Raw genomic sequence first — 12324 nt, forward strand, 5'->3', positions numbered from 1 at the left:
GCCTCATAGGAGGCCTTTTAAGAAAAATATCAATGACATTTAGCTAAGGCTTGGCTACTTAATTCATGTTCTAGATCTTCTTCTGGTACATCAATTAAATCAAACGCATTTTTAAGCTCATTGTTAAATGTATACAATACCGCAGCAGAACGAGTGTGACGAGAAGCGGAATTAAAGAATCCAACCATCCCAGCTTTGGTTTGTTTACTTTCCGCATTAGCAAATAAGGCCGAAAATAAATTACTAAACGCGTGTGCAATTGCGGCAAAAAACTGAGTAACAACATTGTCTCTATGAGTATTGTATTGTTTTTTCATTTCCTCAGTTATAGCACCTTGGCATGCTTGCTTAAATTCGGCAAGTTTTCCATCATTGGTATACTGGTTTAAGGCAGTACTTAAAACTTCTATTAAGCGAGCGTTAGTAACTACTATATATTGCTTATTCGGATTTTTTCCATAATTAGCAATTAAAGAAGTTTGTAAAGCTTTTAATTTATCTAGAGCAGCATTAACGTTTGCAACTAACTCTTCATTGATGCTAGGTTTAACGGGTGCTCTAATTGGTGATGGGCTTGGAAACTCAATCGCCTTCGGCTCTGAAGCTGCTAATGCAATAGGGTTCGCATCTTCTATTAATAATCGAGGAGCATTGCCAACGAGATTAGTAATTCCTAAAGCTTGTTTTGAGGCCACGTTGATTACTGTTGCTTGTACAGTTAAATTCATAATGGCTAGGGCTTTTATCACATCAGCAACTAAGCCAATACTTGGTTTTTCACTAGCTTGCTTATCCAAAAACGCAAGCTCAGAACGAGAAACCACCATAGCATTACTATATTTTGTTGCAGCAATTAGCGCATTTTCAGAGACGTCTTCAACTTCACCATTAGTTATTTGTTTAATCGCTGAGGTGTCTTCCAGTACTAATTTAGTAAGTTGCTGTAATCCTCTATCTTCAAGCGCTAAAGTTGAAAGGTTTCTGCCTTTAAGTTGTAGTAACGCACCTACTTGTGGAAGGTTCGTAAAAGCGGTAACTACTTGCATATCTTCTTTAACCCCTATTTTTAGTAAGTTTAAAGCCATTAAAGCAGAGAAATCGACTGGATTTCTACTTAAAGACTGCAGATCAATATGGAATTGCGCAATAACTTCTTGACCGGAGTAATCTTTTACAAGGGCTAACACCGATAAATGGGTTGCCTCACCCCGTTCAACCCGGACCATACTCGATACTAAACCAGTAGCGAATTCTTTTATAGCCAATTGATCTTTTTTATCAATATTTGCTTTAATTGCTAATTGGTTAATTAAAGCTGCTGACAAAGCCATTTGCGTACTTTGACTCATAGTTGCCAGAACACCATTGCTGTCTTTACCACTAATTAAGGCAGTAATAACCTCTAATTGTTGATCCTGAGGTAAATCAGAAATCACCGCGAGTTCTTTACTAATCTGGCTTTTTTCACCAGCAACCGCAACAAGCTCGCCACGCGCATAACCTACTAAAGAAGTTTCTGCGGCAGAATCGGCTCCCTTTAATAATTTTTGTAAATCACCTGTAGTAAGACCTGCAACCAATTTTTTAACTGCATGTTGTACTTGCGGAGGTGCAATAGCTAAAATTTGCTCATTGATAGTCATCGCATCAACAGCTTTTTTGGCTTTTGTAGCAGTTGTTACTATGATCGCTTTAAGTGCCTCTTCTTGTTGAGCCAAAACAGCAGTGCGCTTATTAACTTGGTGTGATAAATCATTTATTTGTATGACGTAGGCGCCCTTGTCGGCTAATAACGCTATTTGTGTATTTAGTAATTCTCTTTCAGTTTTAAATTGGGCTAGAATTGCATCCTTATCTTCCAAGCGAGCTTTTTCATAAGCATTCACGGTCGCCGTTATTAAGGGCAATAATCGACGCACTTCAATCAGAGCTGCATCGTTTTGTAATTCACGCTCTTGTTTTGCACGTTCAAAACTTGCTTTCGCAGTTTCTAAAGCCTCAATTTTCTTAGCAATTGCAGAGGTTAATCCTTTGGTAGGATAATTAGTTTTAATCTCTTGAAGTTTATCGCGGTACGACACTAATAAAGAGCCTTTCTTTGCTTTAGTAGTTTTTGAAAGATTACTCGCTATATAATCGCTTATTTCTCCACTCAACGCTAAGAACTTTTTCAAACTTATTTCTGCTTTTTTAGCTGAATCTAGATCTTTAGTCCATTTTGCAATTGTTTTTCCTAAACTCTCTAAGGTATCAAGCTTCGAGTTAATATTTTGTGGAGTAATAGTCGGCATATTTTTGACCTCAATAGTTTAAGTGCCCTTATTATATACATAAAAATCATTTTATCAACACAACCGGGTTTTTTTGGATAAAAAAAAATAATTTACACTGATGTATATTGGAGAGGTAATTATTTAAAATAAAAGCCTTGAAACTATTTTAAGTTAACTTCAAGGCTTTCATGAAAAGAGCTGGGAGTATTATTTAGAGGGAACAATTTCAAGTTGTAATTGAGCAATTACATCGCTATGAACATGTATTTCAACTACAAAATTTCCAATTGAATGAATAGGCCCTTCAGGCATCACAATTTCTCGTTTGCTTACCTCAATTCCTTTTTCACTTAGGCTGTCTTTAATCTCATTAACACCCACAGAACCATACAATTTACCTTCATCACTTGCCATAGCACTAATTACTAAATTAGTGTCATTTAATTTAGCAGCACGTTGTTCTGCAGCAGCAAGGGACTGTTGCGCTTTTTTCTCGAGCTCAGCACGTCGTTGCTCAAATTGCTCAATGCTTTTCGCAGTGGCAAAAACTGCTTTATTTTGTGGGATTAAATAGTTACGGCCATAACCGGATTTAACATTAACCTTATCCCCTAAATTACCTAAATTACGAACTTTTTCTAATAAGATAACTTCCATCTTAAAAACCCCTTAAATTGATTCACTCGCCCTTGATGGGAGATATAACCGAAAATTAAACAAACTATCCAATAAGCCAAATATAACATACGCGAATAATACAAATGTCGGTTGGAGCACTATTAACAAAATAAGTAAAATAATTGCTTTAAAATGCAATCTACGCGCTAATACAACGTAGCTTAAATTAAAACCAGCTAGCAAAAAATACCCTAAAGCTAGGGGTAATAGATTTATAGCAAAAGCGAACTCATTGTAAGAGGCAACTGAAGTTGCTAATAAAACTAAAAAAGCTAATTTACCACTACGGAAATCAGCCAATTCTGCTTTTAAACCACCCGGTACAAATAATTTAGCTTGAATAAAACGAGCAAAAAGCAATGAAATAATTGATGATACAACCACACTTAGTATTTGAATACCCAAAAATAACTGTGCTAAATCCCAAGGGTTAATACCTTCGATACTCGTCTCAATGAATTGTTGATATTCATTATAATGGGACAACAGCTTTTTAAATTGATTAAACTGCACCATAGCTAAATCAGGTATTAGCCATTGTACTAGCACAAAAGCGATTAATGCTTGCAAGAAGAAAACACCCGCAACGGCTTGCCAGCTTGCATTGCTACGTAAGGTTAACGCCGCAAAATAACAAGGCAAATAAGCAATCAACGTGTTTATTAAAGCGCTTCCTACAGGCACTAACAGCAATAATGGCACAGTATGAATTATTAAGGCAGGGACTAAGACTTCAAAGCCAAGTTTTCCACCTTTTCTTAAAGTAACTAAAACAACTAAAGCTACGGATAACCAAGAAGCAAAAGGTAAAACTGATAACAGTGCAGCACAAAAAATAGCATACTGCTTGTTTTCAAGCACTTTTTTACTTTGGTTTAAGACTAACTCACCTATGCGCATCATTTTTAGTTATTATCTATGGCTATCGCAATAAGGCAATAAACCAACAAAACGAGCGTGTTTAATTGCTTTTGCTAATTGACGTTGGAAACGTGTATGAGTACCAGTAATACGACTAGGTACAATTTTACCTGTTTCAGAAATATAGTTTTTTAATAAATTGATATCTTTGTAATCAATGTCATTTCCGCCTTCAGCACTAAAACGACACATTTTTTTTCTACGAAAATATACAGACATAACTCTCTCCTCTTAAGCAGTACGTGTTTCTTTTTCTTTCTTCATTAACACGGATTCAGTGGTAATCGCTTGTTTTTGGACGGTGATTAAGTTTCTTAAAATAGCATCATTAAATTTGAATGCATTTTTAATTTCTTCAAGCGATTCGAGGTTACATTCAATATTCATTAAAATGTAGTGAGCTTTATGCACGTCATTAATAGGATAGGCTAATTGACGACGACCTAAGTCTTCTTTACGATGAATCGAGCCATTGTGCTTCTTAATAATCCCTTCATAACGCTCAACCATTGCTGGTACTTGCTCACTTTGATCGGGGTGCACAAGAAACATAATTTCATAATGTCTCATGATTTCTCCTTATGGATGTAGCCTTCTGACCTGAGATATCAGTAAGGCAAGGTTAAAAAACTGGGGAATTGTACCCCTTTTCGCCCTATCTTACAAGGATGGAACGGTATAAAAACTAGATTGATATTTCTATTAACGTACAAATCATTTTATTTAGTGATCAATTTAAAAACATTTATTCAATTTTATCCACATATACACATTTTTTTTGGATTTTACCCTAATTGTTAGTGACAAAACTAATTAAATTAGTTAACTTGCATGGAATTGCTGTACTCTACTTAAAAAACCTTATAACGATTATAATAACGAGGGTTTGATGGATATAATTTCTCTTGATTTTGAAAAACCATTGATGATTAGCATTGGAAACACTACCGTTAAAATATTAGCCTTTAAAACAGCTGAACACGGGAATATAAAATTTGGTGTAGAGGCTCCCAGAAGTATCAATGTACACCGAGAAGAAATTTTTCATGCAATTAAACAAAAAGAATTATTAACCGCCACAGAATCATAATGTAATGCGCTCGAAACTAAATATCTGGATTTTTTTGCTTGGCGGTCTAGTTGTTCTTTTATCGTCAACGGCACTGCTAATTAATTCCTTTATTTATAAATTCCTCGGTAATAATTACTTTCCTCCAAATACGATTCAAATAGCACTTTCATTATTACTTTTTTATTTTGGTTTAATTCTTCAAGTTGGAAAAGATAAACACCTCACTAAAATAGCACGTGAGCTGATCTATTTTTTCCTAATCATGTGTATCATTGCTTTATCAACCAATGCCATTCAATTAACACCATTTCCGCCTATTGATCAACAAATCGTCGCTTTTGAGCATTATTTTAATATAGATATTCCCGCTATTTTAACCTGGACTCATAATCATCCAAAACTACATCTTATACTGGGATTTACCTATGATAGTCTAACTAACCAAATGTGTGTTTTACCTTTGTTTCTTATAGCTATGGGTCGCTTTCAGCTTATTAGAGAGTATTATTTTCTTCTTTTATTTTCTACCTTATTTGGGTTTGGATTTTACTATTTTTATCCTACGACCGCCCCAGCCAGTGTGATTCACAGCCCCTTTTTTACCCCTTATCAAATCGCAACCGGGTTAAAGTTTAAAGAAATCCATAATCATCTACCTCCCTCTACGATAGAAGGCGGATTAATAGCCCTGCCTTCATTTCACTGTATTTGGGCGTTATTCAGCATCTTTCTAGTTAAAGAATGGCCCTTAGTTTGCGCTATCTTAGTCGGAGGAAATATCATCTTAATTGCCTCTTGCATCCTATTAGGCTGGCACTACCCGACAGATATCATGGCAGGTTTTTTATTGGCTGGTTTCAGTTATGTTTTTTTACTTTGGTGTAAACGTTAAGCGCACTAAGTAATGACAATCAATGGACTCAATCTCTGACGCCGCTATAAAATCATGCGCGCTGTTAAGAGGTTTCGCTTATCGGGATAATTAATCCACTAGGATGAGTAAGCTCTCTATAGATTGATGAATCAATTTTTTTAATATTAAGGATAGATAATTTTTTAACTAATAAATCCTTTAACTTGATTTTCTTATGATCACTTAAAGAAGGATGAGCCTGAAAAAACCATTGATTTTCAATTTTACCCATTTTTATTGGCTCATTGATAATGCGGACTTGAGTTCCCACACTAACCATCTGGTATAAATACTCAATATCACTGGGAAGCATTCTAATACATCCAGCACTCACTCGAGCCCCAATCCCATCCACTATATTAGTTCCATGAATTAGAAAAGAGGGCCAACTCAAGCGCAAAGCATAATCACCCAAAGGATTATTGGGTCCTGGTGGAAAAACCTCAGGAAGTGGGGCTCCAATTTGCTCAGCCGCTGCTAGGACTTTTGTTGTCGGCCTCCAAGTTGGATGAGTTACTTTCGCAGTGACTTTAGTACTACCTACAGGGGTGCTCCATCCCTTTTTGCCAATACCAATAGGAAAAGTAAATACCACATTTTCATCAGGTGGAAAATAATATAAGCGATATTCGGCTAAATTGATAACAATACCCCTTCGTGGGCCTGGGGGCAGAATAAATTGAGAAGGGATAATTAATGATGTATTGGCTGATAAGGTATTTCTTGCATCAACCTTTGGATTAGCATTGATCATTTCATAGTAGCCTATGCCCCAGCGCCTCCCAACATCTTCAATGGTTTCATTTACTTCAGAACCAACATGCTGAATTTTACCAACAACATCCCCTTTATTTGGCAAAACATATACTGCTGCTTGGCAATAAGGAATAAATAGCCCCAAAAAAGAACATATTAGATAAAAAAATTTAACCCTTAAGTCCATATTTTTTTCTTTTTAAAGGCCTAGTGATAATACTCAACACCTGATGAAATGTTTCCTCCTACCAACGAGCAGGAGGGAGGACCAATTTTAAAACAGAGTTGATCAGGTATTTATAAACTTGTATCCACTTTAAATCGCTCGCCGTATTTAGATTCAAACGTTTTAAATAAGTGCTCTAATTTATCTTTACCAAAATCATTGGCGTAATTCATGGGGCCACCGCGGAATGGCGCGAAACCAGTTGCAAAAATCATCCCAGCATCTAATAAATCTGCATCAGCCACCACGCCTTCACGCAAACACGCTGCAGATTCATTTACCATGCGTAGAATCAATCTATCGGCGATCGTTTCATCAATTTTTGCATTACTTGCTTTTTTCACAGGCTTCCCATTGCTATAACTATAAAAACCACTGCCTGTTTTACGGCCTAACTTACCATCTTTAACCATTTGACGTAATTTTTCAGGCACAGTACCACCAAAATGGCTAGTTAAATTTTCTGCCACAGCTAAACAAACATCCATACCAACAGTGTCTGCTAATTCAACAGGCCCCATAAACATACCAAATTGTAATGCCGCTTCATCAATAGTTTCAGGACTATACCCCTCTTCTAATAGCTGTACGCATTCCATTAAATAAGGCATTAATACTCTATTGACTAAAAAGCCTGGGCTTGATTTAACAGGTAGGGGTAACTTGCTAAGCTGGTTAACAAAAGCACAGGCATTTTGTTCAACTTTTTTAGTAGTGCTGGCACTACTTACAATTTCCACCAAGTCCATTTTAGCAACGGGATTAAAGAAATGTATCCCTACTAAACGGGAAGGACTTTTCATCACAGAACTAATTTCGTCTAAAGGAATGCTCGAAGTGTTTGTGGCGATAATTGCATCTTTTTTAGCTTGCGCTTCAACTTTCTTCATTATTTCCTGTTTTACAGCAAGATTTTCAAACACCGCCTCGATGATCACATCAGCGCGAGCCACTCCATGTCCTTCGGGGTCAGGTATAAGATTATCCATTGCCTCTTGAATTAAACGCGGCTTTTTAAGTTTCTTTTTGTACAAGCTGTGAGCACGACCTATCGCAGGTGCAATTTGCTCATAAGATTTATCTTGTAAACTTACTTTTATTCCTCGCAAGGCACACCATGCAGCAATATCCCCACCCATGATTCCTGCGCCGATTACATGTACATGATGAGCTTTAAAGGTACTGTCCTTAGCAAAACCTTTCAAACGTTCTCTTAACAAGAAAGCTCTAATTAGATTTTTTGAGGTTTCATTTTTACTGATTAATTGCTCGATTGAATCTACTTCTTTTAAATAGGCTCGCTCACCCACTCCGCCTTCTTTTTCCCACAAATCAATTACCGCATATGGGGCTGGATAATGAGCTTTACGCGCTTTCTTTGCTAATTTTTGACGCATTAGATAAGCAAGTGGAGCTCTTAACCAGGATTGATCCATCAATTGCGCCATAAAGGATGGTCTGTGTTTTTCGGGCTTATTTTTGATGAAGTAAACAGCGGCCCTTTTTAATTGACGGACAGGCACCACCTCGTCAATCATACCTAGTTTTTTAGCTTTGCTTGCATGGTGCATTTGTCCAGTTAAAATTGATTGCGATAAAGCATTAACCCCACCAATAAGCTGAGGTAAACGCACGGTTCCTCCCCAACCAGGATGAATACCTAGCATAATTTCAGGCAAACCAATTTTAGTGTCTTTTTCATCAGAAGCAATTCGGTAAGTACAGGCCAAAGCCAACTCGTAGCCTCCTCCCAGACAAAAACCATCGATTAAAGCAACAGTAGGTATTGATAGATGCTGTAAGCGAGAAAAGACTGCCTGTCCTTTTTGTAAAAACTCTACTGCTTGAGCAGGGCTGGCAAACTCAGAAAAGATTTTTACATCCGCACCAGCAATAAAACCTTTTTCTTTTAATGAATAAACAACCAGACCAATCGCTTTTTTATCTTGGGCTATTTCTTGAAGAAGACTGTTTAACTCATCTAATACCTCTTCATTAATAGTATTTACAGTAGCATCATTCCTGTTCAAACCTAACCACAAAATTTGATCTTTATCGCGTTGTAAGTCCCAATGTTTATAATTATTCATGTCCTTTCACCTCAGTCACTCGTTCAAGATACATCGCCCCACCTTGTCCACCACCAATACAAATGGCAGCGATACCACGCGACTCATTTCTTTGCTCAAGAGATTTTAATACATGCAGAACAATACGAGCCCCACTAGCCCCGATTGGATGTCCTGCTGCAATCGCGCCACCCTCACGGTTTAATTTCGTTAATGAAGGAGCCCCAAGTTTTTCTTTTAACCCTAATTGCTCTTTACAATATTCTTCATCGTCCCAAGCAGCAAAACAACCAAGAACTTGTGCTGCAAACGCTTCATTGATTTCCCAACAATCCATGTCATCAGGCTTTAATTTATGCCGTTGCAAAATCGGTGTTGCTGCATGTACAGGTCCTAAGCCCATTTGAGAAGGATCTAGGGCAGACCATTGCGAATCAACTATTCGTCCTATAACTTTTAACCCATGTTTTTTCACTGCCTCTGCACTGGCCAATAACAATAAACAAGCGCCATCAGTAATCTGCGAACTATTTCCAGGTGTTACCATCCCATATTTTTTATCAAAGAAGGGCTTTAATTTCCCTAACTTATCCACTGTAGAGTCAGCACGTATTCCATCATCTTGCAGATAAGCACGGCCCTTATAATCAATCATAGGGGCAACTTCAGTCATACGCTGTTCAGCATAAGCTTGGGCAAGCTTTAGATGACTTTGACAAGCAAACTCATCCATTTGTTCACGGCTAATATTAAAACGATAAGCCACTTTCTCAGCTGTCTGTCCCATGTTAAGTCCAACGATGGGATCAGTTAAACCTCTTAACAAGGCAATTACAGGAGCAAGATAAGAAGGACGAAATTGAGGGACTAAGGCTAATTTTTGCCCCATAGTTTTAGAACCAAACCATTTACCTAACCACCCTGCCATTTTTTGATTAAACAGTAAAGGAGCATGGCTCATGGCATCGGTACCACCCGCAAGGACTAAGTTACTACGTCCACTAGCAATTTGCATAGCAGCATTATCTAAAGCTTGCATACCGGAGGCACAGTTTCTCATAACAGTAAAAGCAGGCACCTTATTTCCACAACCAAGACGTAAGGCCACTACACGGGCGATATTTGCCTCATCAGGACCAGGCATTGCGCTGCCAATAATTACCTCATCAATATCAGAGGGGGAAAAAGGCTGTCTATTAAGTAAAGCGGTACCGGCGGCTACCGCTAAATCGGATCCGGTAAAAGGGCCTATTCCTTTCGCTTTTAAAAAGGGGGTACGGCTTCCATCGACAATATAAACATCACGACCGCTTAAATTTGACTGGTGTTTCATTAGTCCTCCTTGTACAGGCCATCAATACGAATAAAACAATCAAAAAATATAAGAATAAAGAGTAGCAGTTCTCTTTAAAATTTGGAAATTCTATTTGATTTAAAAAGGAAATAAGTTCTAACTCAGCAAGACACCTAGTTATTATTGGGATTAACCTCTAATTTTCAACATTTTTTAACCAAAGAACTTAATTTATTTTCAATTTCATAATTTTTTTAAAGATTAGAATTAAGAGTTATTGACGACACTCAAATACCTGGTATACTCCGCTACCATTGATTGGAGAGATGGCCGAGTGGTCGAAGGCGCTCCCCTGCTAAGGGAGTATGGGAGAAATCCCATCGAGGGTTCGAATCCCTCTCTCTCCGCCAATCAATATGGCAATGCGCCCGTAGCTCAGTTGGATAGAGTATTTGGCTACGAACCAAAGGGTCGGAGGTTCGAATCCTTCCGGGCGCGCCACCTCACCTTGGTATATTGGGACTTTCCCATTTGCGGGGGCATTAATCAAGAACACAAAACCTTAACCCTTAACCGATAATTTTCAAAGTTTCTAAATCCGTAAGCACGACGTTGAATCAGCTTCATCTTCCGATGAAAGCCTTCTGTTATTCCATTTGATTAGTAAACCGCCACATTCAAGCTATTTCCATGTGCCTCGTGTCTTTTATAACCGATGTCTTCGGAATATTTTGTTACTTATGTCTCAATAAGGACACTAATAATCACTACTCCCTTTGTGTGCTTGCTCCTTTGCTTCTAAACTGCTCATTTGTCATAGCAATCCTTTTGAGGTCTAAGTCAAAGACTTATGCTATCCTTTAAAAATTAAAGGGCTAAAATTCCCATTATATGAAGCCATAAAAGTTAAGTGACTGCTAACGAAAACATTACGTACGCCTTAATATTAGGTTTACATAGCTAACTGCATTAACCCATTAATCCAAATATGAGTCAGACCATATGGAATGATAAACTTAATTAGAGGATTTAGGATTAAAATAAAATGACGATAACCCACAACACTATAATTGCAGCAGTTTTAGTCTTTATGAGCGCTATTGCCACTGCCTCCCCTACCCCTCCCACCCAGGGTGAGGGAAAAGCTCAGCTGATTAATAAACTTAGTTATTTTTCTGCTAGCTCAAAAGTTGATAATCAAGCTTCCCCTGGTTGTACCGTAGGACTAGATTGTCCTTTCTATACCGGCAAGCCTTTAATCATAAATGGACCGACTTATGTTGATCTAAATTTTGTAAAAGCAAGTTTAGGCCACGATACACCAACATTAATAGAGAGTGGAGTTCATAACAAGAAACTTATCCTTATTAATGAGTCAAGTAATTATAAAATTACCTATAACGTTAATGGCGTTCTTTGTGGTGGCACAGTGGGAGATACGGTGCAGTTTATGGCTACGGTTGGATTCCAAAACCCCCAGCCCACAGAGGCTAGTAAATTTAGTCCAATATCTACAGCGACGATTATTAATCAAGCAGACACCACTAATAACATTGGCATAAGTGGTGCAGCGAATGCTGGTGGTCAAGTGATACTTAATCTGCCCCAAGGTACTAAGCTATGGTTAACTTATGCTTTATTAGGTTATAACATTGAAAATAAAAATTCTCCGCCGAAATTTTATAATAATGGAGATAATTCTCCCTGTACCTTCGGAGGTTTTTCCTCCTATATAATGGTAGAAAAATTGAATTGAGAACTTTTGTTATTATTTTGATGAGTATACGGTTTCATAACAGGAATCATAGTCAACAGCAATATACTTCCACTGTCTGCTTTAGTAAGTGAAAATTTATGGTTCGCGCTCGCAAAATAACAATAAAGCTAGTGTGCAGCCAAGGGTGGAGATTCGACCCCCTCTGGGCACGCACTAGATCCTAATTTATGACATTTACTATTGCCGTTATTATTTATATCAACTCATATTGTTGGTATCGATCTTAATTACTCATGTTACGCACGGTCAATTTTAAGCTGCCATATTTTTAAGCTCCTGCCAAGCAATCTGGTTCGCTCTAAGAATCAATTTGTACTTAATAGCAAAGTGATTTAAATGAGTTTT

General features: G+C 37.6%; 12 protein-coding genes, 2 tRNA genes and 1 pseudogene. 6 read left to right on the plus strand and 9 right to left on the minus strand.

The window, feature by feature from the left end:
* Window positions 1–29 precede the first annotated feature (29 nt).
* The 5 genes from ELY15_RS03045 to rpsF form a co-directional block, all read right to left on the minus strand.
* Complete coding sequence (locus tag ELY15_RS03045) at window positions 30–2291, minus strand: hypothetical protein (protein WP_127098176.1); 2262 nt, start codon at window positions 2289–2291, stop codon at window positions 30–32.
* Window positions 2292–2480: 189 nt separating this feature from the next.
* Window positions 2481–2930, minus strand: coding sequence for a 50S ribosomal protein L9 (gene rplI / locus ELY15_RS03050; protein WP_127098177.1), 450 nt, complete (start codon window positions 2928–2930; stop codon window positions 2481–2483).
* Window positions 2931–2942: 12 nt separating this feature from the next.
* Window positions 2943–3854, minus strand: coding sequence for a hypothetical protein (locus ELY15_RS03055; RefSeq protein ID WP_127098178.1), 912 nt, complete (start codon window positions 3852–3854; stop codon window positions 2943–2945).
* A 9-nt stretch (window positions 3855–3863) separates the two neighbouring features.
* Window positions 3864–4091: a 30S ribosomal protein S18 gene (gene rpsR, locus ELY15_RS03060; RefSeq protein ID WP_127098179.1), complete on the minus strand. Its 228-nt coding sequence runs from the start codon at window positions 4089–4091 to the stop codon at window positions 3864–3866.
* Window positions 4092–4103: 12 nt separating this feature from the next.
* Window positions 4104–4442, minus strand: coding sequence for a 30S ribosomal protein S6 (gene rpsF / locus ELY15_RS03065; RefSeq protein ID WP_127098180.1), 339 nt, complete (start codon window positions 4440–4442; stop codon window positions 4104–4106).
* Between the two features lie 319 nt (window positions 4443–4761).
* On the opposite strand from rpsF, the gene ELY15_RS03070 reads away from it, so the two are divergent.
* Window positions 4762–4962 carry a carbon storage regulator gene (locus tag ELY15_RS03070; RefSeq protein WP_127098181.1) on the plus strand — a complete coding sequence of 67 codons (201 nt, stop codon included), beginning with the start codon at window positions 4762–4764 and terminating at the stop codon, window positions 4960–4962.
* Between the two features lie 4 nt (window positions 4963–4966).
* Entirely contained in the window at window positions 4967–5836 is an 870-nt protein-coding gene (locus ELY15_RS03075) for a phosphatase PAP2 family protein (RefSeq protein ID WP_127098182.1), read from the plus strand.
* Between the two features lie 64 nt (window positions 5837–5900).
* On the opposite strand, the gene ELY15_RS03080 is transcribed toward ELY15_RS03075, so the two are convergent.
* The 3 genes from ELY15_RS03080 to ELY15_RS03090 all read right to left on the minus strand — a co-directional run bounded on the left by ELY15_RS03080 (window position 5901) and on the right by ELY15_RS03090 (window position 10241).
* Entirely contained in the window at window positions 5901–6800 is a 900-nt protein-coding gene (locus ELY15_RS03080) for a L,D-transpeptidase family protein (RefSeq protein WP_127098183.1), read from the minus strand.
* A 110-nt stretch (window positions 6801–6910) separates the two neighbouring features.
* Window positions 6911–8929: a 3-hydroxyacyl-CoA dehydrogenase NAD-binding domain-containing protein gene (locus ELY15_RS03085; RefSeq protein ID WP_127098184.1), complete on the minus strand. Its 2019-nt coding sequence runs from the start codon at window positions 8927–8929 to the stop codon at window positions 6911–6913.
* Window positions 8922–10241, minus strand: coding sequence for an acetyl-CoA C-acetyltransferase (locus tag ELY15_RS03090; RefSeq protein ID WP_127098185.1), 1320 nt, complete (start codon window positions 10239–10241; stop codon window positions 8922–8924). The genes ELY15_RS03085 and ELY15_RS03090 overlap by 8 nt, the downstream gene beginning before the upstream one ends.
* A 281-nt stretch (window positions 10242–10522) precedes the next feature.
* On the opposite strand from ELY15_RS03090, the gene ELY15_RS03095 reads away from it, so the two are divergent.
* Both ELY15_RS03095 and ELY15_RS03100 read left to right on the plus strand, forming a co-directional pair.
* Window positions 10523–10612: transfer RNA gene (locus ELY15_RS03095), tRNA-Ser, on the plus strand.
* A 14-nt stretch (window positions 10613–10626) separates the two neighbouring features.
* A tRNA-Arg gene (locus ELY15_RS03100) sits at window positions 10627–10703 on the plus strand.
* A gap of 45 nt (window positions 10704–10748) precedes the next feature.
* Here the strand turns inward: ELY15_RS03100 and ELY15_RS03105 are convergent.
* Window positions 10749–10879, minus strand: a pseudogene (locus ELY15_RS03105) (transposase); the annotation flags it as partial.
* 368 nt (window positions 10880–11247) lie between these two features.
* On the opposite strand from ELY15_RS03105, the gene ELY15_RS03110 reads away from it, so the two are divergent.
* Window positions 11248–11958, plus strand: coding sequence for a hypothetical protein (locus tag ELY15_RS03110; protein WP_127098186.1), 711 nt, complete (start codon window positions 11248–11250; stop codon window positions 11956–11958).
* A gap of 201 nt (window positions 11959–12159) precedes the next feature.
* Window positions 12160–12315, plus strand: a complete 156-nt coding sequence (locus tag ELY15_RS16040; protein WP_158617405.1) for a hypothetical protein — start codon at window positions 12160–12162, stop codon at window positions 12313–12315.
* The last annotated feature ends 9 nt before the right edge of the window (window positions 12316–12324 follow it).

Origin of the sequence: Legionella sp. km772 (assembly GCF_003989735.1) — a bacterium.
Classification (GTDB): domain Bacteria; phylum Pseudomonadota; class Gammaproteobacteria; order Legionellales; family Legionellaceae; genus Legionella.

Bases quoted from the DNA above. Each gene is read 5' to 3' on its own strand.
- ELY15_RS03045 (WP_127098176.1), bottom strand. From the start codon at position 2,291: ATGCCGACTATTACTCCACAAAATATTAACTCGAAGCTTGATACCTTA.
- rplI (WP_127098177.1), bottom strand. From the start codon at position 2,930: ATGGAAGTTATCTTATTAGAAAAAGTTCGTAATTTAGGTAATTTAGGG.
- ELY15_RS03055 (WP_127098178.1), bottom strand. From the start codon at position 3,854: ATGATGCGCATAGGTGAGTTAGTCTTAAACCAAAGTAAAAAAGTGCTT.
- rpsR (WP_127098179.1), bottom strand. From the start codon at position 4,091: ATGTCTGTATATTTTCGTAGAAAAAAAATGTGTCGTTTTAGTGCTGAA.
- rpsF (WP_127098180.1), bottom strand. From the start codon at position 4,442: ATGAGACATTATGAAATTATGTTTCTTGTGCACCCCGATCAAAGTGAG.
- ELY15_RS03070 (WP_127098181.1), top strand. From the start codon at position 4,762: ATGGATATAATTTCTCTTGATTTTGAAAAACCATTGATGATTAGCATT.
- ELY15_RS03075 (WP_127098182.1), top strand. From the start codon at position 4,967: ATGCGCTCGAAACTAAATATCTGGATTTTTTTGCTTGGCGGTCTAGTT.
- ELY15_RS03080 (WP_127098183.1), bottom strand. From the start codon at position 6,800: ATGGACTTAAGGGTTAAATTTTTTTATCTAATATGTTCTTTTTTGGGG.
- ELY15_RS03085 (WP_127098184.1), bottom strand. From the start codon at position 8,929: ATGAATAATTATAAACATTGGGACTTACAACGCGATAAAGATCAAATT.
- ELY15_RS03090 (WP_127098185.1), bottom strand. From the start codon at position 10,241: ATGAAACACCAGTCAAATTTAAGCGGTCGTGATGTTTATATTGTCGAT.
- ELY15_RS03110 (WP_127098186.1), top strand. From the start codon at position 11,248: ATGACGATAACCCACAACACTATAATTGCAGCAGTTTTAGTCTTTATG.